Here is a 23364-nt window from a genome sequence, read left to right on the forward strand (position 1 = left end):
TCAGATACTCGCGCCCACCGCAACCCTCTCCCGCCAACCCCGTGAGCAGTTACGCTTCCGGCCGCGCGCTGGCGGGCCGTGGGGCTTGTCGTCGTGCTGGTCCTTGGCCTGTTCAACAACCTTGTCCATAGCCGCGACGCCTGGACGTCGGTGGTGCCGCAGGGGCTCATCATCTCGCTCGTCACCGTGCTGGTGCTGATCCCGACGCTGTGGCTCGGCCGCACGCTCACCTACCTTCATCGCGTGGGAGTCGCCTGATGCGCACCGTTCTTGTTGTCGGCGCCACGCTGATCGCCGGCGTGACGCTCGCCGGGTGTTCGAACAGCGACTCCTTCGATCGCGGCACGCAGTTTGGCTCGGACCCGGCCTTGCCCGCTCCGCATCAATATCTTCTTCCGCCGATGCACGTCGCCAAGGCGGTCGGCTGGTCGAACGGTGCGACGCCGACGGTGCCGGCGGGTTTCACGATCAAGCCGCTGGCAACGGGGCTGAAGCATCCGCGCCAGATCTACATCCTGCCCAACGGCGACGAGCTGGTGGTCGAGTCGACCGGACCTGGCCTGGAGCCGATCGAGCGTCCCAAGGACCTCGTGATGGGCTGGGTCCAGGGTTACGCGGGCGCGAGCGCGAAGGGCGGCAACCGCATCACGCTATTGCGGGACACCAACGGTGACGGTGTGCCGGACGTGCGGACCGTGTTCATCGATCACCTGGTCTCGCCGTTCGGCGTCGCGTTGGTCGGCAACGACCTGTATGTCGCCGACACCGACGCGGTGCTGAGGTTCCCGTACCAGAGCGGCGAAACCCAGATCACTGCCCCCGGCGTCAAGCTGCTCGATCTGCCGGGCGGCCCGATCGATCATCATTGGACCAAGAGCATGGTCGCGAGCCCGGACGGCAAGCTGCTGTACGTTGGCGTCGGGTCGAACAGCAACATCACCGAAAACGGCGCCGCGGCGGAGCGAGGGCGCGCCGCGGTGTGGGAGATCGATCGCGAGACCGGCCGCTACCGCATCTTCGCGAGCGGCATCCGCAATCCGACCGGCCTCGGTTTCGAGCCTCGGACGAAGCAATTGTGGGCGGTCGCCAACGAGCGTGACGAGCTCGGGCCGGACCTCGTCCCCGATTACCTCACGTCGGTGAAGGACGGGGCCTTCTATGGCTGGCCGTACAGCTATTACGGCCAGCACGTCGATCCGCGCATCCGTCCGCAGCGGCCGGATCTGGTCGCCAAGGCGATCCCGCCCGATTACGCTCTAAGCAGTCATGTCGCAGTGTTGGGCGTCGCTTTCTCGCAGTCGCAATTATTGCCTGGTCATGCCGCCGGTGCATTCCTCGGGGAGCATGGCAGTTGGGACCGCAATCAGTACAATGGGTATCAGGTGGTATATTTGCCGTTCAGAATGGCCGCCCGGTCGGCAAGCCGCAACCGTTCGTCACCGGCTTCATCGACGCCAAGGGTCAGGCGCAGGGCCGCCCGGTGGGCGTGGCGATCGACAAGGCAGGCGCGTTGCTGGTAGCGGACGACCTGGGCGACACGGTGTGGCGCGTTACGCCGGCGACCCGCACCGCGAGCGCGACGGGACGCCCTAGCGGCGGCTAGTCATCCGGCCGTAATAGCGTCAGCCGGGCCTTGCCGTGCTGGCGCTCGGCATCGACGGTAAAGCCCGCGACGACCACCGGCTCGTCGCGGGCCGTCTCGACCGAGACCCAGCTCGCCGGGGAGACCCAGCCGAGCCGCAGGAGACGATCGAGCGCCACGGCGCCGGCGCCGGTTCCATAGGGCGGATCGAGCAGCATCAGGTCGACGGGCCGCGTGGCGGGCGGCAACGCCATCACTGACTGGGCGCGCACGTCCCCGGTGGCACCCAGGGTCTTGAGATTGGCCCGCAACGCGTCGAGCGCCGCGCCGTCCTGCTCGACGAACAGGCAGGACGCCGCGCCGCGCGATAGCGCCTCCAGCCCCAGCGCGCCCGACCCGGCGAACAGGTCTGCCACGGCCAGCCCCTCGAACGAGCCGACCCGGCTGACAAGCATCGAGAACAGCGCCTCGCGGACGCGGTCCACCGTGGGCCGCGTCGCGTCACCCTTGGGCGTGACGATCTTACGTCCGCGCCACTGCCCGGCGATGATCCGCATAGCCTAGGAGCGCGTCCGCGGCGGACGCGGCGGAGCGCCGCGCGGGGGCTTGGCGGGGCGCGAGCCGGACGGGACGGGACGGCTAGGTGCTGGCCGGCCCGGTGAAGCAGGGCGCGTCGGGCGAGGGTGCTCCGCCGGCTCGCGCGTCTCGCGGAACTGCCGGGCGCGCGCAGCCCTGGCCGGCTTGGCGACGGATGCGGGGGCCGCGTCGGCCCGCTGGGACCTTGCCGAACGAGCGCCGCCACGACCGCCGGCTGGTCCTGCGGCGGCGGAGTTCGCCCGGCGGATGGTTGGTGGTTGGGCGTCGCGCGCCGGTTGCGGGGCGGAGACCTCTTCTCGCGGGGACCTTGTCGCGACCCTTGGCGGTCGGGAGGCGGAGCTTCGGGCCGGCCGTTCGTCGGGCCTTCGCTGACCGGCCGCGTTCGTCGGTCGATCGGCCCGGGCCGGCGCGCGGGCAGGTGCGGCGCGGCCGGCAACCGGTCGCCCGCGTGCCGCATCGTCGCGTACCGGCCGTGGCGTTCGACCGGTGGCCATTGGCGTGAACGTAGCCGTCACCGGATCCGCGCCCGCTCCCCGCTGGCGAGCGGGTTGCGGCAGATCGAGGCGGGTCGGGTTCTTGCGGAACGAGGCGATGTCGTGGCCGCGCACCTCGGCGACGGCACCGGGCATCAGGTCTCCCAGCACGAACGGGCCATAGCGCGTGCGGATCAGGCGGCTGACCCGCAGGCCCAGATAGTCCAGCACCCGGCGCACCTCGCGGTTCTTGCCCTCGGTCAGCACCATCTCGATCCAGACGTTCGCGCCCGTGCGCCGCTCCAGATTGGCGTCGATCGAGCCGTAGCGGATGCCCTCGATCTCCACGCCCTCGATCAGCGCCTCCAGCATCTGCTGCGTCACTTCGCCATAGGCACGAGCGCGGTAGGCGCGCTGGACGCCGGTGGCGGGCAGCTCCAATTGGCGCTTCAGCCCGCCGTCGGTCGTCATCAGCAACAGCCCCTCGGTGCCGAGGTCGAGCCGCCCCACCGGCACTACGCGCGGCAGTCCGGCCGGCAACCGGTCGTAGATGGTCGGCCGACCGCCCGGATCCCGCTCCGTTACCAGCAGCCCCGCTGGCTTGTGGTACAGGAACAGGCGTGCGGCGGCTGGTGCCTCCACGGGCTGGTCGTCGACGGTGACGCCGTCGAGCGAGGCGAGGATGGTGGCGGGCGTCGTCACGACCGAGCCGTTCAACGCCACGCGCCCCTCCGCGATCATCCGCTCGATCTCGCGGCGCGAGGCGACACCGGCACGCGCGAGGAGCTTGGCGATGCGCTGATCGCCATCACTTCGAACGACGGGATCGGAGGTGGTGGGGGTGCGGGGCGGCGACATGCCGCGTCCATAGCTCCTTTCGACGAAGCGGCCGCAAATAAATGCGCCCGATGCAGCCGGCGCGCGTTATCGCCGCAAGCGTAACGACACCGCGGTCGCGCGGTCTTGGTCGAGGTATCGGGTCTGGTGGCATGGTTCGGGCGTAAGAAGCGGCGGATTACTCGATTACTCGTCGTTGAGGACGAGCCGCTGGTCGCGTTCGACGCGGAGCATCTTCTGGAAGAAGCAGGCTACGTGGTGATCGGCACCGTCGACGGGGTCGCGGCGGCGGTCCGGCTGATCGGCGACGGCTCGTCGATTGATCTGGTGCTGGCGGATGTGAACCTTGCCGACGGCAACGGCCTGGAGGTCGCGCGGGCTGCTCAGGCAGTCGACGTGCCAGTGATGTTTGTGACCGGCCAGCGTCCCGCCGACGCAATGTCGGTCGCGATCGGTTGCCTCGCGAAACCCTATGCGCAGCGCGACCTGCTCGCCGCGATCGAGGCGGTGGACGCGACGCTCGACGGGCGGACGCCCAAGCGTGTGCCTGCCGGATTTTCGTTGTTCGCATGAAGCAGGCCGTCCCACGTTCCGGCTAGGCAGGGACCGGTGATCCGCTAAGCTGGCCCCATGGTCGCGGGGCGGGGATGATGGTGGTTGCTTCTCGGCCGCGTGGCTTCGGCCTGTTCGCGGCGGCATTGCGGACCCGGACATCGGCGTTGATGGTCGCGTTCGGCCTGTCGTCGGGTCTGCCCTTTTCGCTGCTGATCGGCACGCTGACCGCCTGGCTCGGGGAGGCGAAGGTCAACCTCGCCACGGTGGGCGTGCTTGCGTTCGCGGGGCTTGCCTATGCGTTCAAGTTCCTGTGGTCGCCGCTGGTCGATCGCGTGGCGCTGCCGCTCGTCGGCCGGCTCGGACGACGCAAGGGCTGGATCGTCGCCTGCCAGGTGTTGCTGATCGCCTGCCTCGCCGCGCTCGCCGCGACCGATCCAGCAACTCAGATCGGGCGGTTCGCCCTGCTGGCGGTGCTCGGCGCGCTCGCGTCGGCGACACAGGATGTGGCGATCGACGGCTGGCGGATCGACGTCGCGGACGAGGTTACGCCGGTCGAGTTGCTGTCGGCATTCTATCAGCTCGGCTACCGCACTGCTGCCATCATCGGGGGAGCCTTCGCCCTCTTCCTGGCCGCACGCATGTCCTGGCCGGCGGTATATCTGCTGATGGCCGGCATCATGGGAGTCCTTCTCGTGATCGGTTTGGCGGCGCCCGAGCGGCGTATACCCGCGGCGGATCGATCGGCAGGCCTCCTTGCGGGCGAGATCGCGCCCGGCTTGCGCCTCACGGCGCTGGCCGTCGTCGGCGGCTGTTGGCTCGGCGCGCTGGTCGCCATCGGCTGGTTCATGACGGCGATGCTGACGCCGGTATCGCCCGGCGCCAAGGCACCCTCGGCCGCGGACTTCCTCCGCTACGAGGGGCCGTGGATCGTGGTTGCGACCGTCCTGGTTCCGCTCGCGGTCGCGGCGGCGACCAATCGGCTCCGTGGTCGCGGCAAGATGGCGGAGCGACTGCCGCGGACCGGCCCGTCCCTGGCTGCCGACCATCTGTACGGCGCCCTCGTCTCACCGCTCGCGGAACTCTCCGGCCGGCTCGGCTGGGGCGTGGTGGTGGTGATCGGGCTGATCCTCACCTACGCGTTGTGCTACAATGTGTGGGCGTCGTTCGCTTACCCCTTCTACCTCGACTATCTCCATTATTCGAAGGACGAGGTCGCGTTCGCGTCCAAGATCTTCGGGATCGTCATGTCGATCCTGGGCGTGGCGGTGGGCGGCTATCTGTTCCTGCGGCTCGGTCGGTTCCCGACGCTGCTGCTCGGCGCGACGCTGCCGATCATGGGCAATTTCCTCTACGCCGATCTGGCGGAGGGTGGCGCGCACATAGACGCGGCCGCGCACCTCCTTCGCCTAAACCTGCTCGCGGGCGCGTTCGGTCAGGACGCGCGGATGACGCGACTGCTGATGACGATCTGTTACGAAAACATCTCGACCGGACTCGCCGGTGCGGCGTTCACGGCCTTCGTATCCGGTATCGTCTCCAAGCGGTTCGCCGCCGTGCAATATGCGCTGCTGTCGTCGCTCACCTTCCTCATCGGCTCGCTGGGCAAGAGCGTGGCGGGCGAGGCGATCGACGCGCATGGGTATGCGACCGTCTTCCGCTGGGTCGCGGTGGCGGGGCTGCCAGCGATCGTGCTGGTGCTGGTCGAATGGTGGCGGGCGTCGCGAGCCGGCCCCGCCGAGGAGCCTGGCCATACGGCCGAACTCGCTTAGCAGGTCGGAGGCGCTGGAAGGTCACTCGGGCGCTTCGATCGCCAACGATTCCGATGACGATCAGTCCGGATACTCATCGTTGAGCCGGAGCACTTCGCCGGCAAGGTAAAGCGAGCCGAGCACCAGCACCCGGGACCGAACCGCGGTGACGGGGCCGCTCGCGAGGATATCGAAGGCCGCCGGCACATCCGTCGCCACGCCGGTGACCGGAATGCCGAGCGAGCGGGCAAGCGTCGCGAGTTCGGCCGGCGCATGATGCTCGTGCCCGTCGATTGGCACGGCGGTCAGGCTGGCGGCGAGCGCCGCGAGCGGGGTCAGGAGCGCGTGCGCGTCCTTGTTGGCGAGCATGCCGAGCACGAGGTGGATCGGGCGACCGTCGGGCAGCGATCCGATTGATGCGGCCACCGCGTCCGCCGCTGCGGCATTGTGGCCGCCATCGAGCCACAGTTCGCAGCCGCTGGGCAACCGGTCGACCAGCGGACCTGTGCCGAGCCGCTGCATCCGCGCCGGCCAGCGCGTGTCGGTTGCCGCCGACGCGAGCGCTGCATCGGGCACGTCGATCCTGTCCTGCGCGCGCAACATTGCGGCGGCGAGCGCCAGATTGCCCGGCTGATGCGGCCCGGCGAGTGACGGTAAAGGTAGGGTCACCAGACCGGCGGCATCCTCGACATGCAGCGCGACGTCGACCCGGAACCGCCACGCGGTGTCCAGCGCCAGCACCGGCGCGCCAGCCTCCGACGCCACGGCCGCGACGCGGTCGGCCACAAACGGGGTGTAGCGCATCGTGACCAGCGGCACGCCCGGCTTGGCGATGCCCGCCTTCTCGCCCGCGATCGCCTCCGCCGTGTCGCCGAGGAACGCCTGGTGATCGATGCCGAGCTGCGCGATGCCGCAGACAACCGGCGCGACGACGTTGGTCGCATCCAGCCGTCCGCCAAGCCCCACCTCCACCACGCAGGCATCCGCCGGCGTGCGCGCGAAGGCGAGGAAGGCGGCGGCGGTGGTGACCTCGAAGAAGCTCGCGCCGAGGCCGCCCGCATGATCGAGAACTTCCGCCAGCAGAGCGGTGAGCGCCTCGTCCCCGATCAGCCGCCCGGCGAGGCGGATGCGCTCGTTGAAGCGGACGAGGTGCGGCGACGTATAGACATGGACGCGATGCCCCGCCGCCTCCAGCGCGGTGCGCAGGAAGGCGCAGGTCGATCCCTTGCCGTTGGTACCGGCGACGTGGAACACCGGCGGCATCGCCCGATGCGGGTCGCCCAGCCGCGCCAGCAGCAGCGTGATCCGGTCCAGTCCCAGGATGTCGACGCCGGGGGAGAGGCGCCCGAGACGATCGAGCTGCGCCTGGACGCCGGGATCATCCGACCGCGCGAAATCCGCCATCAGGCCCGCCGCGCGATCACGCCGCCTTCCCGTCGCGCGACAGATAGCCGATTACCGTCGCGAGCCGATCGCGCAGATCGCGGCGATGGACGACCATGTCGATCAGGCCGTGCTCGAGATAATATTCGCTGGTCTGGAAATCGTCGGGCAGCTTCTCGCGGATCGTGCTCTCGATCACGCGCCGGCCGGTAAAGGCGAGCGTCGCTTTGGGCTCGGCGATCTGCACGTCGCCCAGCATCGCATAGGCGGCCATGACGCCGCCCGACGTGGGGTCGGTCAGCACGACGATATAGGGCAGCCTCGCGTCGTGCAGCATCTGGATCGCCACCGTGCTGCGCGGCATCTGCATCAGCGACAGGATGCCCTCCTGCATCCTGGCGCCGCCGGACGCTGTGAAGATGATGTACGGGCATTGCTCGCGGATCGCGTTCTCGACGCCGCGCACGAACGCCTCGCCGACCGCCTGGCCCATCGATCCGCCCATGAAAGCGAAATCCTGCACGCCGATCACGACCGGGTGGCCGCCGATCCGCCCGCGCGCGGTCACGAGTGCGTCGGGCTCGTCGGTTTCGGTGCGGGCGGCCTTCAGCCGGTCGGTATAGCGCTTGGTGTCGCGGAAGCGGAGCGGGTCCTCGGGGACCTTGGGCGCGGGTATCTCCTCGCGGCTGCCCTCGTCGAACAGATAGTCGAAGCGGAGCGCGGGCCCGATGCGGCCGTGATGGTCGCAGTTCGGGCAGACGTGGAGGTTCTCCTCCCACTCCTTCACGAACACCATCTGCCCGCACGACTTGCACTTGTGCCACAGCGTGTCGGCCGTTTCCTTCTTCGCCGCGAAGGGGAGCGCGTTGCGGACGTTGCTGAGCCAGCTCACGTAAGGGTCTCCAGGCTAGGCTGCCGCGCGGCGACCACGGCCGCCTTCAGCGAGGCGATGTAGTCGCGCACCGGGCCGGGCGCAGCGACGCCATGTTTCGCCACCAGTTCCACCACCGCCGAGCCGACGACGACGCCGTCCGCCACGCGCGCCACGGCCGCGGCCTGGTCGGGGGTCCGGATGCCGAAGCCGACCGCGACCGGCAGGTCGGTCGCCGCCTTCAGCCGTGCGACGGCCGCGTCGATCGATCCGGCGGCGGCTTGCTGCAATCCGGTGATACCCGCGACCGAGACGTAGTAGAGGAATCCGGACGCGCCATCGAGCACGGCCGGCAGCCGGGCGGCGTCGGTAGTGGGGGTGGCAAGGCGGATCGGGTCGATGCCGGCGGCGCGAAGATGCGGGCCGAGCGCGTCGTCTTCCTCGGGCGGAATATCGACGCAGATTACGCCGTCGACTCCGGCGTCGGCTGCCGCCTGCGCGAACCACTCGGGCCCGCGACGGAGCATCGGGTTGGCATAGCCCATCAGCACCAGCGGGACGTCCGGGTGGCACTGACGGAAGCCGCGCGCGATCGCCATGATGTCGGCCGTGCGGGTGCCCGCCGCCAGCGAGCGGATGTTCGCCGCCTGGATCGCCGGCCCGTCCGCCATCGGATCGGTGAACGGCATGCCGAGCTCGATCACGTCCGCGCCACCTTCGACGAGTGCGTCGAGGATCGCAGGGGTGGCGGCGGGGGAGGGGTCTCCGGCGGTGACGAAGGCGATGAGAGCGGGTGAGCCGGTGGTGAAGGCGGCGGAAAGGCGAGTCATTCGATCGATTCCGCGCCGCCCGTCATCCCAGCGAACGCTGGGATCGCATCGTTTCGAAGAACGCGCTTTATCGGCGAGAGACCCCAGCGTTCGCTGGGGTGACGGCAAACAATGCGAGCCGTCACATCGCCGCTCCCAGCGCCGCCGCCACCGTAAATATGTCCTTGTCTCCCCGCCCGCACAGGTTCGCCAGGATGACCTGATCCTCCCGCATCGTGCGCGCGATCCGCGTCACGGCGGCGATGGCGTGGGCGGGTTCCAACGCGGGGATGATGCCCTCCGTCCGGCACAGCAATTGGAACGCGTCGAGCGCCTCCACGTCCGTCGCGCTCTCGTACCGCACGCGGCCGATGTCGCGCAGCCAGGCGTGCTCGGGGCCGATGCCGGGATAGTCGAGCCCGGCGGAGATCGAATGCCCCTCCGCGATCTGCCCGTCGTCATCCTGCAGCAGGTACGTCTTGTTGCCGTGCAGCACGCCGGGAAAGCCGCCCGCCAGGCTCGCGGCGTGCTCGCTACCCTCCAGGCCACGACCGGCCGCCTCGACGCCGACCATCGCCACGTCCGCATCGTCGAGGAACGGATGGAACAGCCCGATCGCATTCGATCCGCCGCCGATCGCCGCGCACAGCAGGTCGGGCAGGCGCCCGGTGCGCGCCAGCATCTGCGCGCGCGCCTCGGTGCCGATCACGCTCTGGAAGTCGCGCACCATCTCAGGGTACGGATGCGGGCCAGCCGCGGTGCCGATGATGTAGAAAGTGTCGTGGACGTTCGCGACCCAGTCGCGCAGCCCCTCGTTCATCGCGTCGGACAGCGTCTTGGCGCCGCTTTCGACCGGGCGCACCTCCGCGCCGAGCAGCTTCATGCGGAACACGTTGGGATGCTGCCGCTCGACGTCCTTGGCGCCCATGTAGATGACGCAGGGCAGGCCGAAGCGCGCGCAGACGGTGGCGGTGGCGACGCCGTGCTGGCCCGCGCCCGTCTCGGCGATGATCCGCGTCTTGCCCATGCGGATCGCGAGCAGGATCTGGCCGATGCAGTTGTTGATCTTGTGCGCGCCGGTATGGTTGAGCTCGTCGCGCTTGAACCAGACCTGCGCGCCCATGCCGTCGGGAGCGGAGGCACGAAGCGCCGCCGACAGCCGCTCGGCGTGGTAGAGCGGGCTTGGGCGGCCGACGTAATGCTCCAGCAGATCGTCGAACTCCGCCCGGAACGCCGGATCCGCCTTCGCCGCGCGATAGGCGTCGTCGAGCTGGAGGATCAGCGGCATCAGCGTCTCTGCGACATAGCGGCCGCCGAATTGGCCGAAATGTCCGCGGTCGTCGGGTTGCGTGCGAAAGCTGTTGGGCGCGTTCATCGCGGCCTAATGCCGTTCGTGTCGAGCGAAGTCGAGACACGCGTTGCCCGCCTGCCGCATAGACGTCTCCCGACTACGCGCGATCTGAGCGGACAGCTCGCAGAAAAGCAGTGATCCGGCTCGCGTCCTTGACGCCTGGCGCGCTCTCGACGCCGGACGACACGTCCACCAGCCGCGCGCCCGTCCGCCCGATCGCCTCGGCGACATTCCCAGCGTCGAGTCCGCCCGACAGCGCCCAAGGCATCGCATGCGCGAAGCCGTCGAGCAGCGACCAGTCGAAGCGCAACCCCATGCCGCCCGGCAGCGCCGCGCCGTCGGGCGTCTTGGCGTCGTACAGCAACCGATCCGCCGCGCCCCGGAACGCGACCGCCGCGTCGAGGTCCGCGCGCGTCCGCACCGCCACCGCCGCCCAGGTCTCCGCGCCCGTCCGCGTGCGGATCGCCGCGGCGCGGGCAGGCGTCACGCGGTGGAGCTGGACCGCGTCGAGCCGGGCCGCGGCCATCGCCTCGTCGATCAGCGCGTCGTCCGGATCGACGAACACGCCCACGCGGGCGATCGTCGCCGGCACGCGCGCGGCGAGCCACGCCGCCTCGGCTACGCCGACGTTGCGGGGCGAGGGCGCGAAGAACACGAAGCCTACGTGGCTCGCGTTGCCCGCGGTGGCGGCGTCAAGCGTGTCGGGTGTCGACAGGCCGCAGATCTTGGCGGTGGCGGGCATGAGATTCCTTTAGACCGCGTGAGCGATCAGGCTATGCCGTTTGTCGACAGCGCAACGATCGATCTGATGACCGGATCATATTCGATCCCGAAGAACACCGGAAAGCCGTCACACACGCCGAACCCGTCACGATACGACCGGGGTGCGAAATCGATGTACAGCAGCCGGCGCTTCGCCCGAACGATGCCGAAATAGTTGCGTGACCAGCGTGATTGCCAGTTCGACTCACCAAATTGCGCCGCTGATACAAGGGAGTCGGGATCGTGATGGATGCGCCAGGCTCGCAAGGTGTTCGGCAGCGATCGTTCGGCCCGCTCGATATCGCGCCATGTAGGTTGCCACTCACCCTCGATCGGAGCCGGGACCGCCCGAGAGCATAATTTGATGTGGGAAAAGCTGCCGGTCGGCCAAATCGTCGCCCCATGGGACGTGGTGACCCGCGTCGCTGCCGGGACGAACGCCAGTATGGACGCCAGCCAGATCATGGCCGGCAGCCTCACAACGTCGCGCCGATCGCGCGCGCCGCCTGATCGGGATCGTCCGCTCCGGTGATCGGTCGCCCGATCACCAGCACCGACGCGCCCGCGTCTCGCGCCGCCCGCGGCGTCACCACCCGCTTCTGGTCCCCCGCCGCGCCGTCCGCGGGACGGAGGCCCGGGACGACGAGGAAGCCCTTGGGCCACGCCCGATGCACCGCCGCGATCTCCGTCCCCGCGCACACGATCCCATCGAGCCCGGCCGTCCGGGCGAGATCGGCGAGGCGCATCACCTGATCGTGCGCGCTGCCGCCGACGCCCGTGTCGACTAGGTCGGCGGCGTCGAGGCTCGTCAGCATCGTCACGGCCACGACCCTGGTGGCGACCGGCGCGGCGGCCTTCGCGTCCTCGAGCATCGCCCGGCCGCCGGCGGCGTGGACGGTCAGGATCGACGGCGCGAGGAGCCCGAGCGCCTGGATCGCCTTGGCGACCGTGTTGGGAATGTCGTGCAGCTTCAGGTCGAGGAAGATCGGCAGTCCCAGCGTCGCCATCTCCCGAACGCCCGCCGGGCCATGCGCGGCGAAGAACTCCAACCCCAGCTTGATCCCGCCGACATGCGCGCGCACCCGGGCAGCAACATCGTGGGCACGCGCAAGGTCGGGCGTGTCGAGGGCGACGTAGATCGGGCTCGTCACAGCAACGCGTCGGGTCCGGTCGCGCTGTCGGCGTCGGCGGACACCGGCGGCACCGCGATCACCGGCGGGGGTGGGACCGCGACCGAAGCCTGCGCGACGATCGCATGGGGCTGCGCCACCACCACCGGCGCGACGGGCAGCGCGCGCAGGTCCGCCAACTGGCGTTCCACCGCCGCCAACCGCTGCCGCAAGCGCCAGCGATGGACGTGCTGGACGATCAGCGTCGGCAGCAACCCGACGAGGAAGACGATCAGCAGCAGCAGCGGCAGGTTCGTCTCCGCGATCATCCCGCCCCACAGACGGATCGGCACCGAGATCCAGTTGCCCAGCGTGAACACCGCCGCGAGGAACGCCAGCAGGCACCAGAACAGGATCTTCAGGAATTGCATCGTCCCGCTCGCTCCTGCCGACAGGCGAGGATGCTACCGCGATGGCGACGCTTTGACCAGACGCCCGGCGCCCATGCCCGTCAGACCCTACACAGGTCAGGCAAGCTCCAGCGTCGCCCAGATCGGCAGGTGGTCCGACGCCCGCCGCGCGGTCGCCGAGGAGTGGACGCCGCCGTCGACGATGCGCCAGGCCGGGGACGCCATGATGCGGTCCAGACGCGCGATCGGCCGACGCGCGTGGAAGCTCGGCCCGGTCGGCGCGAAGCGATAGTCGCGCGCGAAATCGCGCAGGCAGCCCGACGCGACGCTCCATTCGTTGAGGTCGCCCATCAGCACCGTCGGCAAGGAATGCGAACAGGTCGCGATATGGGAGATGATCGCGCGCGCCTGCTTGCGTCTCCAGAGCCCCGACAGGTCGAGGTGCATGCCGACGACCCGCAGCGGCTGGCCGTCAATATCGACGTCCACCATCGCCGCGCCGCGCGGCTCGAGCGCGGGCAGGTGCATCGCCTCGCAGTCCAGGACGGTGGCCGCCCGCCGCACCAGGAGCGCATTGCCGTGCCAGCCCATGCTGGCGGAACGATGCCCGACGGGGGCCGCCTTCCACAGGCCCTGCTCTTCGAGCAGGTGCGGATCGATCACCTGCGCCCGCTCGCCGAACCGTCGATCCGCCTCCTGAAGCGCGACGACGTCCGCATCGATTTCGGCCAAGACATCCAGGATGCGAGTGGGGTTACGGCGTCGATCGCTGCCGATGCCCTTGTGGATGTTGTAGCTGGCGACCTTGATCATGCGGGCGCAGAACGTCGCTTCCACCGTAATGGTGCCGTAACGATGCCCCAAAGTCGTACATCCTCGTCCAGATCGACGTCACAGCCGCTTGACGACGCTTGCGGCGGTGCAGCATTAAGGGACGGAGTTCATGGCGCGGGTGTCATCACCATGTTTGGTTGGTACGTCTTTGCTGTCCCTACCATCATGCTGTTCGCGTATGCGCGTCATCGCTTCGTCGGACATCGGCGAACGGTGCGGCATCGGACACGCCGGGCCCGTAACATCCAGTACCAGAGGTTCTGGGATCAGATCATGCGCCGGCCCCGTGCCAAGCGGCGGACGTTCAGGAAGCGGGAGCCCTGATCGGCGGACGGGGCGGCGGAGGAGTGGTGCCGGTTGCAGGAATCGAACCCGCGACCTTCGGTTTACAAAACCGCTGCTCTACCAGCTGAGCTAAACCGGCCTGCCGTGAGCCATGCGTCAGGGAACGCCGAAGGTCCAGCCCTCGGTCGTCGCGACGTCGTCCAGGCCCTCAGGCGACCATAGCGCGGCGTTGCCAGCCTGCGCCCGCAGCCACGCCGCCGACAGGATCGCATCGGTGGCGTGATCCGTTATCGGACCGACATGCCCGGAGGCTGCGCAGCCGAGCGCCCGGAGCGCGGCGTCGAGGCTCGCCGCGTCGCGCATCTTGGCGCGGCCGGGTGGCCGGCCCGAGCCGAGTGCCGCGATCGTCGTGTAGATCTCCACGATCACGGCGCGGCTCGTCGGTACCGGGTCGAACGGCCAGACCGCGATGCGTCCGGCGAGTGCGTGGAGCACCCGCATGCCCGTCAGGCTCGACTTGCCGACCTGCGCCGGGCCGACGAGGTTGAAGCAGCTGGACGGCGACAATCCCGGCCGCTCGCGCTGGCGCTCCTCGCACCGCCGCAACCGCCCACGTCCCGTAAAGGACAGGCGGCCGAGGTGGCGGAAATGATGCCGCAGCTCGTCATGATCGACGACGGCGCTCACGCCGAAATGCGGCTCGCCCGCCGCCAGCTCGTCGACGACCGCCCATAGCGCCTTGGCGTCACGCGGTGAGCGAGCCCAAGCCGGGAAGAACGCCCCGGCGTCTTCGAAGGGCAGGGACGGCGACAGGTCGAGCCCGATCAAGGCGGCGCTTCCCGATGCGGCCAGCGCGGTCAGCCAGTCGAACACCTCGTCGCGCGACCAGGCTCGGCCGGGTGGCGCCACCAGCGTCGGCGAGTCGTCACCCGCGCCGCACTCGGCAACGGCGATGCCGGGCTGCCATCGGCCGCGCGCGCCGGACCAGTCGATCGCGATGAACCGATCGAACCGCGTGCTCACGTCTTAGACGATTGCGCTAGTTCCTCGCGCCGCCGCTCCCACGTCGCCAGCCGCTCCGAGAGCCGCGCCTCGAACCCGCGCTCCGTAGGCTGGTAGAAACGCTGCGGCGCCAAGCCCTTCGGCCAGTAGTCCGCGCCCGAGAAGGCGTCGGGCGCGTCGTGGTCATAAGCATAGCCGCGGCCGTAGCCGAGGTCGCGCATCAACCCGCTCGGCGCGTTCAGTATCGCATCGGGCGGCTGGAGAGAGCCCGTCTCGCGCGCGCTGATCCAGGCGGCCTTTTGCGCCTTGTAGGCGGCGTTCGATTTAGGCGCGGTCGCGAGATACAGACACGCCTGCGCGATCGCCAGCTCGCCTTCCGGGCTGCCGAGGAAATCGTACGCGTCCTTGGCGGCGAGGCACTGGACCAGCGCCTGGGGGTCGGCGAGGCCGATGTCCTCCGACGCGGCGCGGACGAGGCGGCGCAACAGGAACAGCGGCTCCTCGCCCGCCGTCAGCATCCGCGCGAGATAGTAGAGCGCCGCCTGCGGGTCCGATCCCCGGATCGCCTTGTGCAGCGCGGAGATCAGATTGTAGTGCCCGTCGCGGTCCTTGTCGTAGACCGCAACGCGGCGCTGGAGAAAGCCCGACAGGCCGGCGGGGTCGAGCGGGGCGGGCAGGTCGACGGCGAACAGCGTCTCCGCCTGGTTGAGCAGGAAGCGCCCGTCGCCGTCCGCACTGGCGAGCAACGCGTCTCGCGCCTCGGGCGTGAGCGGCAGCGGCCGCTCCATCGCCGCCTCCGCGCGCGCGATCAACTGGTCGAGCGCCGCGCGGTCGAGGCGGTGGAGCACCAGCACCTGCGCGCGGCTGAGCAGCGCGGCGTTGATCTCGAAGCTGGGGTTCTCGGTCGTGGCGCCGACCAGCGTGACGGTCCCGTCCTCGACGAACGGCAGGAAGCCGTCCTGCTGCGCGCGGTTGAAGCGGTGGATCTCGTCCACGAACAGCAAGGTGCGCTTGCCGGCCCCATTTTCCTTGAGGCGGGCATGGTCGCGCGCCTCGGCAAACACGCGTTTGAGGTCCGCGACGCCCGAGAACACGGCCGAGATCGCGGCGAAGCGTAGGTGCACGGAGGCAGCGAGCAGTCGCGCGATCGTCGTCTTGCCGGTGCCGGGCGGCCCCCACAGGATCATCGACGACAGCCTTCCGGCCGCCACCATCCGCCCGATCGCGCCGTCCACGCCGGTCAGATGCTCCTGCCCCACCACCTCGGCGAGCGTGCGAGGGCGAAGCCGATCGGCGAGCGGCGCGTCCGCTGGCGTGGTCGGCTCGGGCGCGGGGGGCGGGTCGAAGGCGGCGAAGAGGTCGGCCATGTAATGAAGATAGGATGTTCCGAACCGTTGCGTCACCCTATCCGGGCAGAGGGCGCAATGCTCACCCTTCGTCACCCCGGACTTGTTCCGAGGTTCAACTCGCGGCTCGCGTGTCGCTCGCCGGAGGAAGACGATCTCGTGCCGAAAGCCGGAGCTTGGAACAAGTCCGGGGGCTGACATAAGAAATATTAGCAAGATATATCTCAATCAGCCTTGACGTAAAATCATCACGATATATCTTCGCTGCATCATGGAAGAAGGAGATCAATGATGTGGCACGGGATGCATGGGCACCGGCATGGCCGGAATTGCGGATCGCGCGGTGGTTCGAGTTGGGGTGCAGGACCCTGGGGCGGCCGGGGCGGCTTCGATTGGGATATGGGCGGAGGCGAGCGTGAGCGGGGCGGCCGCGGCGGCCGCGGGCGGGTCTTCGACGGTGGCGAGTTGCGGCTGGTGCTGCTCAAGCTGATCGCCGACGAGCCGGCTCACGGCTATGACCTGATCCGCCAGATCGAGAAACTGACGGGCGGGGCTTATGCGCCCAGTCCCGGGGTCGTCTACCCGACGCTGACGCTGCTCGATGAGATGGGGCTGATAGCCGCGCAAGCGTCCGACGACAGCAAGAAGCGTTTTGCGGCGACCGACGAGGGGCGGCGGCATCTGGAAGAAAACCGGCCGCAGGTCGACGCGCTGATCGCTCGGCTCGTCGAGATGGGTGAAGCGCGCGAACAGCATGGCGCTTCTCCCGTCTGGCGCGCGGTGCGCAACCTTGGTGTCGCGATCCGAAACCGGCAGGCGCGCGGCGGCTTCACTGATGACACGCCGCACGACATTGCGGCGCTGATCGATGAGCTCGCCCAAAAGATCGAGCGGTTGCGGTGAGCGCGCCCGCCATGCCTTCCGTCTCCGTCGCACGGGTGCCGACCCGATCGGCCAGCCGCTATCTGCAACAGCTCGCCAAGCATTGGAGCCACAGGATGACGGTGGCATCCGATGCCGAGGAGGGGACGATCGATTTCCCCAACGGCGCCCGGCTGGAGATGCGCGCCGAAGGCGACACGCTCGACGTGCTGCTGCGGGTGCCGGAAGGCGAGGACATGGGTCGGATGCGTGAGGTCGTCTCGAGCCACCTTGACCGGTTCGCGTTCCGCGAGGCGCCGCTCAGCTTCGACTGGCGGGTGCCCGAGCCGCGAGGGGACGCGCCCGCATGACGCCGAGATAGGCCCGCAGCACCGCCTCGCTCGCGCCCTCCCAGCTCCAGCCGGCGGCGCGGGCGTGGCCGGCCGCACTCATCGACTGCGCGAGCGCCGGGTCGGCGACGATCCGCCCGATCGCATCGGCATAGGCCGGGATGTCGCGGGGCTCCGCGAGGAAGCCGGTGACGCCGTGCTGCACCAGATCGATCGCGCCGGTCGCGCGCGCGGCGACGACGGGGACGCCCGCCGCCATCGCCTCCGACGTCACCTGCCCCCAGGTCTCGGTGACGCTGGGGTTGAACAGCATGTCCATCGACGCGACCGCACGGCCGAGATCGTCGCCGCGCTGAAAGCCCGCGAACGCCGCCTGCGGCACGCGCCCCGCGAACCAGTCGCGCGCGGGTCCTTCGCCGACGATCAGGACGCGGTGCGCGATCCCGCGCCGGCGAAGCTCGGTCACGACGTCGGCGAAAACGTCCAGTCCCTTTTCGAGCACCAGCCGGCCGAGGAAGCCGATCGCCACCTCGTCGTCGCCAATGCCCAGCGATCGGCGCCAGTCGAGGCTGCGCGCTTCGGGCGAGAACCGCCGATGGTCCACCCCGCGCGGCCATTGCGACGTCGGAGTCGTCACGCCCCAGCCGCGGATCACCTCCGCCGTCGACGCCGTCGGGGTCAGCACGCGGTCCGCGCGGTTGTAGAAGCGCTTCAGGATCGCCCGGACGCCCGGCTCGACGAAGCCGACGCCGTAATAGCGGAAATACGTCTCGAACCGGGTATGGAGCGACGCGACGACCGGTATGTCCCGCCTGCGCGCCCAGGTGATTGCGCGATGGCCCAGGAACTCGGGCGCGGACACGTGGACCAGATTGGGCGCAAAGGCTTTGAGGTCGCGCCGCGTGGTCCATGGCAGGCCGCGTCCGAGCTTGTATTCCTCCCGACCGCCCGGGAAGGCGAAGGCGGGGACCTTAACCAGGTCGCCGGTCGGGGGAAAGGCGGGCGTCTCGGTCGTCGGCGAATAGACGCGTACCGTGGCGCCGCGCGCCATCAGATGCCCGACGAGCAGGTTGAGCGCCTGGTTCGCACCATCGCGGATATAGTTGTAATTGCCGCTGAAGAGGGCGACGCGAAGGTCGGGCGGCTGCATGTCGGCTGGGGCGATAGCCGGGCAGTGATCGTAACGCCACCGTCGCCGCTCGCGGGCGACCGGCGCGGGATTGTCGTTCCCGTCCTGTTCCGGTAAACGCGGGCGATGGCAAAGAACCAGAAGCGCTTCGTCTGTCAGGCCTGCGGCTCGGTCAGCTCGCGGTGGGCGGGGCAGTGCGGCGACTGTTCCGAATGGAACACGATGGTGGAGGAGGCAGGGGCGACGATCACCCCGTTCAGGGCGAAGCACGACCTGCAGGGCGGTGGTCGCGCGGTGACCTTGGTGTCGCTGGATGCCGAGGTCGCGCTGCCCGACCGGATGGCGACCGGCATCGTCGAGTTCGATCGCGCGCTCGGCGGCGGGTTCGTCGAGGCGTCGGCGACGCTGATCGGTGGCGATCCCGGGATCGGGAAGTCGACGCTCCTGCTCCAGGCCGCGGCGCGGATGGCTGTCGCTGGTCGCTATGTCGCCTATGTGTCCGGCGAGGAAGCCGCCGATCAGGTTCGGTTGCGCGCGCGACGGCTGGGGCTGGGCGACGCACCGGTCCGGCTCGCCAGCGCGACGTCGGTGCGCGATATCCTGACGACGCTGTCCGCCGGGCCGCCGCCCGCGTTGCTGGTGATCGACTCGATCCAGACAATGCACTCGGACCTGATCGAGGGTGCGCCCGGCACAGTCAGCCAGGTGCGCGCGTCGTCGCAGGAGCTGATCCGCTTCGCCAAGGAACGCGGCACAGCGCTGGTGCTGGTCGGCCACGTCACCAAGGACGGCAGCATCGCCGGGCCCCGCGTGCTGGAGCACATGGTCGACACGGTCCTGTCGTTCGAGGGCGAGCGCAGCCACCAGTACCGTATCCTGCGCGCGATCAAGAACCGCTTCGGCGGCACGGACGAGATCGGCGTCTTCGCGATGGTGGAGGAGGGGTTGACGGAGGTGTCCAACCCTTCCGCGCTGTTCCTGACCCAGCGCAGCGAGGGGGTGACGGGCACGACGGTGTTCCCGGCGCTGGAGGGCACGCGCCCGGTGCTGGTCGAGGTGCAGGCGCTGACCGTCCGACTGGCTTCCGGCGCGACGCCCAGGCGCGCGGTGGTCGGCTGGGATGCCGGGCGGCTGGCGATGATCCTGGCGGTACTGGAGGCACGCTGCGGGCTCTCCTTCTCGTCGGCGGAAGTCTATCTCAACATCGCCGGTGGGTATCGCGTGCAGGATCCCGCCGCCGACATGGCGGTCGCCGCGGCGCTGGTGTCGGCGATGAGCGAGCGGCCGGTGCCCGCCGACGCGGTCGCGTTCGGCGAGGTGGCGCTGTCGGGCGAGGTGCGCCCGGTCGCGCACGGGCCGCTGCGGCTGAAGGAGGCGGCCAAGCTCGGCTTCGAGCGCGCGCTGGTGCCCGCCTCGATGACCGGCGACAGAAGCGGGCTCCGGCTCAATGGCTTTGCGACGTTGCAGCGGCTCGTCGATCACCTGCTCGGGCGGGGCTGAGGGGCGGCGGGAGTCAGGCGCCGGCTCGACAGGCCGGGCGCCTCCGGCCTAAGCGGGCGTGATGGGTCTGACCGCGCTCGATATACTGGTGCTCGTCGGTGTCGCCGGCGCGGCCGTGCTGGGCGCGGCGCGTGGGTTCGTGACGGAGGTGCTGTCGCTGTTCGCCTGGGTCGCGGTGGTGTTCGCGATGACGTTCTTCCACGCCCCGCTCACCGCCGCACTGGTCCGGTCGGTGGGCACCGCGTCGGGCGCGGCGGTGCTGGCGTTCGCGCTGATCGTCGGCGTCACCTATTTTGGCGGGCGGCTGGTCGCGACCGCGCTCGGGCGGCGGACGCGCAACTCGGTGCTCGGACCCGTCGACCGTGCGCTCGGCTTCGGTTTCGGTGCGCTCAAGGGGCTCATCCTCGCGAGCCTCGCCTTCCTGCCGCTGCTGATGCTGGTCGACATCCGCGACGGCGGGCCGACCGGCCGGCCCGACTGGATGGTCCGATCGCGGACCTATCCGCTGCTCAGCGCGACGAGCGCCAGCATGGCCGACATGATCGACCGCCGCCGCCACGGTCGGCCGATGTTCGACCGGTCGGGCGACAACGCGACCGCTACCGGTTCGGCGAGGGACCATCATGAGCGCTGACACTGTGTACAACAACGAGATCCTGCGGCTCGCCGCATCGATCCCGCGCCACGAGCGGCTGGTCGACCCTATGGGCACCGCCGAGCGCCGGTCGCCGATCTGCGGCAGCCGGGTGACCGTCGACGTCAACCTCGACGCGGACGGACGGGTAAACGAGATGGGCCTGCTCGTCCGCGCCTGCGCGCTCGGCCAGGCGTCGTCCGCATTGCTTGCGGCCGAGGTGCTGGGCCGTACGCCCGCAGACCTCGCGATCGCGCGTGATGCGATGACGGCGTGGCTCGCCGCGGGCGAGGGCTCGCCGCCCGACTGGCCGGGCCTCGCCGCGCTGTCGCCGGCGCTCGGCTATACCGCGCGCCATGCCTCGATCAGGCTGGCGTTCGAGGCGGCGGCGGAGGCGGCGGAGAAGGCCGCGCTGGCCCGGACGGACCCGGCGTGACGGAGCGTCGGCGCTGATGGCGGGCGCCGGGCCGGGGTCGTTGCTGCGCGACGGGGTCGTGATGCTCGGCTTCGCGCTGGCGTTCGTGCTGCTGTTCCGGCGGCTGGGGCTGGGCGCGACGCTGGGCTATCTTGTCGCGGGCGCGGTCGTCGGGCCCGAGATGCTGCACCTCGTCGGCGACGCCGAAGGCAAGATGGGTTTCGCGCAGCTCGGCATCACGCTGCTACTCTTCCTCGTCGGCCTGGAGCTGAACCCCACCCGCCTGTGGCAGCTCAAGTCCGACATCTTCGGATTCGGCTTGGCGCAGGTGATCGCGTGCGGTGTGGCAATCGCGGCGGTCGTGTGGCTGATCGCCGGCTTCTCGCCGTCCGCCGCGCTGGCGCTGGGGTTGCCGCTGGCGCTCTCGTCCACCGCGCAGGTGCTGCCGATGCTGCAGTCGGCCGGTCGCCTGAGGACCCCGTTCGGGGAGCGCGCCTTCTCGATCCTGCTGCTGCAGGACCTCTCGATCGTGCCGCTCATCACCATCGTCGCCGCGCTCAGCCGCGCGCCGGCGGACCCGCACGCGCCGCCCGCGTGGCTGATGGTCGTCTACACGGTCGCCGCCGTTGCCGGACTGGTGATCGTGGGCCGCTATGGCCTGCGCCCGCTCTTCCGGGTGATCGGCGGCATGGGCGAGCGCGAGATGTTCGTCTTCGCCGGGCTGTTCACCGTCATCGCCAGCGCCGCGGTCATGGAAGCGCTCGGGCTGTCGACGGCGCTGGGGGCATTCGTGGCGGGGGTAATGCTCGCCGACTCGCCGTATCGACACGAGTTGGAGGCGGACGTCGAGCCGTTCCGCTCGATCCTGCTGGGGCTGTTCTTCCTCGCGATCGGCATGACGCTGGACCTCCACGCCATCGGCGAGCGGCCCTTCTTCGTGGTGGGCATGGCGTTGGCGCTGATCGCGACCAAGGCGGCGATTATCTTCCTGCTCGGCCTCGCGTTCCGGATGAACTGGCGTGGCGCCCTGGCGCTGGGCCTGCTGCTCAGTCAGGGCGGCGAGTTCGGATTCGTGCTGTTCGCGCAGGCGCAGGACGCGCTGCTGATCGCGCCGGAAGCGGCCAGCCTGTTCGGCGCGATCGTGACGTTGTCGATGGCGACGACGCCGTTCCTGATGATGGCGACCCGCCGGTTCCGCGCGGAGACGAAGACGCGCGGCACGCGGGAAGCGCCGCACGCCGACGGCGCGAGCGCGCTGGTGATCGGTTACGGCCGGTTCGGACAGACAGTGGCGCAGATGCTGCTGGCGCAGGGCGTCACCGTTACGCTGATCGACCAGGATACGGAGATGATCGACGTCGCGGGCAGCTTCGGCGCCAAAGTCTATTACGGCGACGGCACCCGGCTGGACCTGTTGCGACAGGCCGGCGGGGCAGACGCGCAGTTGATCCTGTTCTGCATCGACGGCGACGTGATCGATGCCAACATCCTGCACGGCGTCAATGCAGCCTTTCCCGAGGCGAGCGTGTTCGTGCGCGCCTATGATCGTCGCAGCCTCATGAAGATGGACGGCGCGCGGATCGCCGGCACGATGCGCGAGGTTTTCGAATCGGCGGTCTGCATGGCGCGGCTGGCGATGGTGGACATCGGCGTAGACGGCGCGGAGATCGACCGTACCGAACATGAGTACCGCCACGGTGACGGCGAACGGCTGCGCGCGCAGATGGCGAGTGGAGACCTGCGCGCCGGGATTGATCGCATGGTGGTCGAACCGTTCCAGACGCCGCCGGACGAGGCGCACGCGTGAAGGGTCGTCCGTTGCATGAACGGCTGGGGTTCGCGGCGGCGGGCATCGCGGCGGCGTTCCGGCGTGAGCACAGCTTTCGCGTCCATGTCGGGCTCGCGTCGGCGGCGCTGGTCGTGTTGCTCGTCGTCCGCCCTCCGGCGGTCTGGTGGGCGTTGTTCGGCATCGTCGCGGCGCTTGTCACCGCGCTCGAACTCGTCAACGCGGCGCTCGAAGCGCTGATCGATCTGCTCCATCCCGAGATCCATCCCGAGATCAAGGCGGTGAAGGACATGCTGTCGGGCGCGGTGATGCTCGCCGGTGCCGCCGCTTTGGCCGTCGCACTGGCCTTCCTGATCGCCTATGCGCCGGTCTGGTGGGCAGGATGGCACGGAGTGCGGGCATGAACTGGTTGCTGGTCGTCGCGGCGCTTTCGGGCGCCTTGGCGGTAGGGGCGGGGGCGTTCGGCGCGCACGGCGCGCATGGCGAGGCGGCGGAATGGCTGAAGACGGGCGGGCATTATCAACTCATCCATGCCGTCGCCGCTCTCGTCGCGATGCGGCTGGACGCGCGCGGGGCGGGGTGGCTGTTCGTCGCCGGCGGGGCGCTGTTCGCCGGCACCCTCTACCTGATGGCGCTGGGGGCGCCACGCTGGTTCGGCGCGATCACGCCGTTAGGTGGCGCCCTGCTGATCGCTGGTTGGCTGTGGCTGGCCTGGATCGGGACGCGGGGATGACG

At 69.7% G+C, this 23364-nt stretch carries 25 protein-coding genes, 1 tRNA gene and 1 pseudogene; 12 read left to right on the forward strand and 15 right to left on the reverse strand.

Annotated features, from left to right (window positions below; all coding sequences use genetic code 11):
* Window positions 1-78: 78 nt before the first annotated feature.
* Entirely contained in the window at window positions 79-258 is a 180-nt protein-coding gene (locus ACFE65_RS09925; RefSeq protein ID WP_375382205.1) for a DUF2231 domain-containing protein, read from the forward strand.
* Window positions 258-1603: pseudogene (locus ACFE65_RS09930) on the forward strand (PQQ-dependent sugar dehydrogenase). The gene ACFE65_RS09925 and the pseudogene ACFE65_RS09930 overlap by 1 nt, the downstream one beginning before the upstream one ends.
* On the opposite strand, the gene rsmD reads toward ACFE65_RS09930, so the two are convergent.
* Both rsmD and ACFE65_RS09940 read right to left on the reverse strand, forming a co-directional pair.
* Window positions 1600-2139, reverse strand: a complete 540-nt coding sequence (gene rsmD, locus ACFE65_RS09935; RefSeq protein ID WP_375382206.1) for a 16S rRNA (guanine(966)-N(2))-methyltransferase RsmD — start codon at window positions 2137-2139, stop codon at window positions 1600-1602. The pseudogene ACFE65_RS09930 and the gene rsmD sit on opposite strands and share 4 nt — an antisense overlap.
* Window positions 2140-2142: 3 nt before the next feature.
* Window positions 2143-3510, reverse strand: coding sequence for a pseudouridine synthase (locus tag ACFE65_RS09940; protein WP_375382207.1), 1368 nt, complete (start codon window positions 3508-3510; stop codon window positions 2143-2145).
* Between the two features lie 105 nt (window positions 3511-3615).
* On the opposite strand from ACFE65_RS09940, the gene ACFE65_RS09945 reads away from it, so the two are divergent.
* Together ACFE65_RS09945 and ACFE65_RS09950 are read left to right on the forward strand one after the other, a co-directional pair.
* A complete protein-coding gene (locus ACFE65_RS09945) occupies window positions 3616-4062 on the forward strand; it encodes a response regulator (protein ID WP_375382208.1) in 447 nt (148 codons plus the stop codon).
* A gap of 77 nt (window positions 4063-4139) precedes the next feature.
* Window positions 4140-5813 (forward strand): MFS transporter, encoded by a 1674-nt coding sequence (locus tag ACFE65_RS09950; protein WP_375382209.1) that lies wholly within the window; start codon window positions 4140-4142, stop codon window positions 5811-5813.
* 60 nt (window positions 5814-5873) lie between these two features.
* Here the strand turns inward: ACFE65_RS09950 and ACFE65_RS09955 are convergent, their stop codons facing one another.
* The 12 genes from ACFE65_RS09955 to ACFE65_RS10010 all read right to left on the reverse strand — a co-directional run bounded on the left by ACFE65_RS09955 (window position 5874) and on the right by ACFE65_RS10010 (window position 15975).
* Window positions 5874-7196: a bifunctional folylpolyglutamate synthase/dihydrofolate synthase gene (locus ACFE65_RS09955; RefSeq protein WP_375382210.1), complete on the reverse strand. Its 1323-nt coding sequence runs from the start codon at window positions 7194-7196 to the stop codon at window positions 5874-5876.
* Between the two features lie 16 nt (window positions 7197-7212).
* Window positions 7213-8067: an acetyl-CoA carboxylase, carboxyltransferase subunit beta gene (gene accD, locus ACFE65_RS09960; RefSeq protein ID WP_375382211.1), complete on the reverse strand. Its 855-nt coding sequence runs from the start codon at window positions 8065-8067 to the stop codon at window positions 7213-7215.
* On the reverse strand, window positions 8064-8876 hold the full coding sequence (trpA, locus tag ACFE65_RS09965; RefSeq protein ID WP_375382212.1) for a tryptophan synthase subunit alpha: 813 nt from the start codon (window positions 8874-8876) through the stop codon (window positions 8064-8066). The genes accD and trpA overlap by 4 nt, the downstream gene beginning before the upstream one ends.
* A 121-nt stretch (window positions 8877-8997) precedes the next feature.
* Window positions 8998-10230: a tryptophan synthase subunit beta gene (trpB, locus tag ACFE65_RS09970; RefSeq protein ID WP_375382213.1), complete on the reverse strand. Its 1233-nt coding sequence runs from the start codon at window positions 10228-10230 to the stop codon at window positions 8998-9000.
* Window positions 10231-10303: 73 nt separating this feature from the next.
* Entirely contained in the window at window positions 10304-10948 is a 645-nt protein-coding gene (locus ACFE65_RS09975) for a phosphoribosylanthranilate isomerase (protein WP_375382214.1), read from the reverse strand.
* A gap of 26 nt (window positions 10949-10974) precedes the next feature.
* Window positions 10975-11433 (reverse strand): hypothetical protein, encoded by a 459-nt coding sequence (locus ACFE65_RS09980; RefSeq protein ID WP_375382215.1) that lies wholly within the window; start codon window positions 11431-11433, stop codon window positions 10975-10977.
* A gap of 11 nt (window positions 11434-11444) precedes the next feature.
* Window positions 11445-12119: an orotidine-5'-phosphate decarboxylase gene (gene pyrF, locus ACFE65_RS09985; RefSeq protein ID WP_375382216.1), complete on the reverse strand. Its 675-nt coding sequence runs from the start codon at window positions 12117-12119 to the stop codon at window positions 11445-11447.
* Window positions 12116-12508, reverse strand: coding sequence for a lipopolysaccharide assembly protein LapA domain-containing protein (locus ACFE65_RS09990; RefSeq protein ID WP_375382217.1), 393 nt, complete (start codon window positions 12506-12508; stop codon window positions 12116-12118). Before ACFE65_RS09990 ends, pyrF begins: the two co-directional genes overlap by 4 nt.
* A gap of 96 nt (window positions 12509-12604) precedes the next feature.
* The gene (locus ACFE65_RS09995; protein ID WP_375382218.1) at window positions 12605-13300 is read right to left on the reverse strand and encodes an endonuclease/exonuclease/phosphatase family protein; all 696 of its coding nucleotides are present in this window, start codon (window positions 13298-13300) and stop codon (window positions 12605-12607) included.
* Window positions 13301-13669: 369 nt separating this feature from the next.
* A tRNA-Thr gene (locus tag ACFE65_RS10000) sits at window positions 13670-13745 on the reverse strand.
* A gap of 17 nt (window positions 13746-13762) precedes the next feature.
* Complete coding sequence (locus tag ACFE65_RS10005; protein WP_375382219.1) at window positions 13763-14629, reverse strand: hypothetical protein; 867 nt, start codon at window positions 14627-14629, stop codon at window positions 13763-13765.
* Window positions 14626-15975, reverse strand: a complete 1350-nt coding sequence (locus tag ACFE65_RS10010) for a replication-associated recombination protein A (RefSeq protein WP_375382220.1) — start codon at window positions 15973-15975, stop codon at window positions 14626-14628. The genes ACFE65_RS10005 and ACFE65_RS10010 overlap by 4 nt, the downstream gene beginning before the upstream one ends.
* Before the next feature lie 453 nt (window positions 15976-16428).
* On the opposite strand from ACFE65_RS10010, the gene ACFE65_RS10015 reads away from it, so the two are divergent.
* Window positions 16429-16857 (forward strand): PadR family transcriptional regulator, encoded by a 429-nt coding sequence (locus ACFE65_RS10015; RefSeq protein ID WP_375382293.1) that lies wholly within the window; start codon window positions 16429-16431, stop codon window positions 16855-16857.
* A gap of 11 nt (window positions 16858-16868) precedes the next feature.
* Window positions 16869-17186, forward strand: coding sequence for a DUF2218 domain-containing protein (locus ACFE65_RS10020; protein WP_375382294.1), 318 nt, complete (start codon window positions 16869-16871; stop codon window positions 17184-17186).
* On the opposite strand, the gene ACFE65_RS10025 is transcribed toward ACFE65_RS10020, so the two are convergent.
* Window positions 17137-18315, reverse strand: a complete 1179-nt coding sequence (locus ACFE65_RS10025) for a glycosyltransferase family 4 protein (RefSeq protein WP_375382221.1) — start codon at window positions 18313-18315, stop codon at window positions 17137-17139. The two genes, ACFE65_RS10020 and ACFE65_RS10025, sit on opposite strands and share 50 nt — an antisense overlap.
* A gap of 105 nt (window positions 18316-18420) precedes the next feature.
* Between ACFE65_RS10025 and radA the strand changes: the two genes are divergently transcribed.
* The 6 genes from radA (at window position 18421) to ACFE65_RS10055 (ending at window position 23362) form a co-directional block, all read left to right on the forward strand.
* The gene (radA, locus tag ACFE65_RS10030; RefSeq protein ID WP_375382222.1) at window positions 18421-19794 is read left to right on the forward strand and encodes a DNA repair protein RadA; all 1374 of its coding nucleotides are present in this window, start codon (window positions 18421-18423) and stop codon (window positions 19792-19794) included.
* A gap of 61 nt (window positions 19795-19855) precedes the next feature.
* Window positions 19856-20428, forward strand: coding sequence for a CvpA family protein (locus ACFE65_RS10035; protein WP_375382223.1), 573 nt, complete (start codon window positions 19856-19858; stop codon window positions 20426-20428).
* On the forward strand, window positions 20418-20864 hold the full coding sequence (locus ACFE65_RS10040; protein ID WP_375382224.1) for an iron-sulfur cluster assembly scaffold protein: 447 nt from the start codon (window positions 20418-20420) through the stop codon (window positions 20862-20864). Before ACFE65_RS10035 ends, ACFE65_RS10040 begins: the two co-directional genes overlap by 11 nt.
* Before the next feature lie 16 nt (window positions 20865-20880).
* Window positions 20881-22650, forward strand: coding sequence for a cation:proton antiporter (locus tag ACFE65_RS10045; RefSeq protein WP_375382225.1), 1770 nt, complete (start codon window positions 20881-20883; stop codon window positions 22648-22650).
* Between the two features lie 11 nt (window positions 22651-22661).
* Complete coding sequence (locus ACFE65_RS10050) at window positions 22662-23033, forward strand: diacylglycerol kinase (RefSeq protein WP_375382226.1); 372 nt, start codon at window positions 22662-22664, stop codon at window positions 23031-23033.
* Complete coding sequence (locus ACFE65_RS10055) at window positions 23030-23362, forward strand: DUF423 domain-containing protein (protein ID WP_375382227.1); 333 nt, start codon at window positions 23030-23032, stop codon at window positions 23360-23362. The genes ACFE65_RS10050 and ACFE65_RS10055 overlap by 4 nt, the downstream gene beginning before the upstream one ends.
* Window positions 23363-23364: the final 2 nt, after the last annotated feature.

The organism is uncultured Sphingomonas sp., from assembly GCF_964237335.1.
GTDB lineage: Bacteria > Pseudomonadota > Alphaproteobacteria > Sphingomonadales > Sphingomonadaceae > Sphingomonas.

Coding starts and splice junctions, on each gene's coding strand:
- ACFE65_RS09940 (WP_375382207.1), bottom strand. CDS start 3,510: ATGTCGCCGCCCCGCACCCCCACCACCTCCGATCCCGTCGTTCGAAGT.
- trpB (WP_375382213.1), bottom strand. CDS start 10,230: ATGAACGCGCCCAACAGCTTTCGCACGCAACCCGACGACCGCGGACAT.
- ACFE65_RS09950 (WP_375382209.1), top strand. CDS start 4,140: ATGGTGGTTGCTTCTCGGCCGCGTGGCTTCGGCCTGTTCGCGGCGGCA.
- rsmD (WP_375382206.1), bottom strand. CDS start 2,139: ATGCGGATCATCGCCGGGCAGTGGCGCGGACGTAAGATCGTCACGCCC.
- ACFE65_RS10040 (WP_375382224.1), top strand. CDS start 20,418: ATGAGCGCTGACACTGTGTACAACAACGAGATCCTGCGGCTCGCCGCA.
- ACFE65_RS09975 (WP_375382214.1), bottom strand. CDS start 10,948: ATGCCCGCCACCGCCAAGATCTGCGGCCTGTCGACACCCGACACGCTT.
- radA (WP_375382222.1), top strand. CDS start 18,421: ATGGCAAAGAACCAGAAGCGCTTCGTCTGTCAGGCCTGCGGCTCGGTC.
- ACFE65_RS09990 (WP_375382217.1), bottom strand. CDS start 12,508: ATGCAATTCCTGAAGATCCTGTTCTGGTGCCTGCTGGCGTTCCTCGCG.
- trpA (WP_375382212.1), bottom strand. CDS start 8,876: ATGACTCGCCTTTCCGCCGCCTTCACCACCGGCTCACCCGCTCTCATC.
- ACFE65_RS10035 (WP_375382223.1), top strand. CDS start 19,856: ATGGGTCTGACCGCGCTCGATATACTGGTGCTCGTCGGTGTCGCCGGC.
- ACFE65_RS09980 (WP_375382215.1), bottom strand. CDS start 11,433: ATGATCTGGCTGGCGTCCATACTGGCGTTCGTCCCGGCAGCGACGCGG.
- ACFE65_RS10025 (WP_375382221.1), bottom strand. CDS start 18,315: ATGCAGCCGCCCGACCTTCGCGTCGCCCTCTTCAGCGGCAATTACAAC.
- ACFE65_RS09955 (WP_375382210.1), bottom strand. CDS start 7,196: ATGGCGGATTTCGCGCGGTCGGATGATCCCGGCGTCCAGGCGCAGCTC.
- ACFE65_RS10020 (WP_375382294.1), top strand. CDS start 16,869: ATGCCTTCCGTCTCCGTCGCACGGGTGCCGACCCGATCGGCCAGCCGC.
- ACFE65_RS09995 (WP_375382218.1), bottom strand. CDS start 13,300: ATGATCAAGGTCGCCAGCTACAACATCCACAAGGGCATCGGCAGCGAT.
- ACFE65_RS10045 (WP_375382225.1), top strand. CDS start 20,881: ATGGCGGGCGCCGGGCCGGGGTCGTTGCTGCGCGACGGGGTCGTGATG.
- ACFE65_RS10010 (WP_375382220.1), bottom strand. CDS start 15,975: ATGGCCGACCTCTTCGCCGCCTTCGACCCGCCCCCCGCGCCCGAGCCG.
- ACFE65_RS10055 (WP_375382227.1), top strand. CDS start 23,030: ATGAACTGGTTGCTGGTCGTCGCGGCGCTTTCGGGCGCCTTGGCGGTA.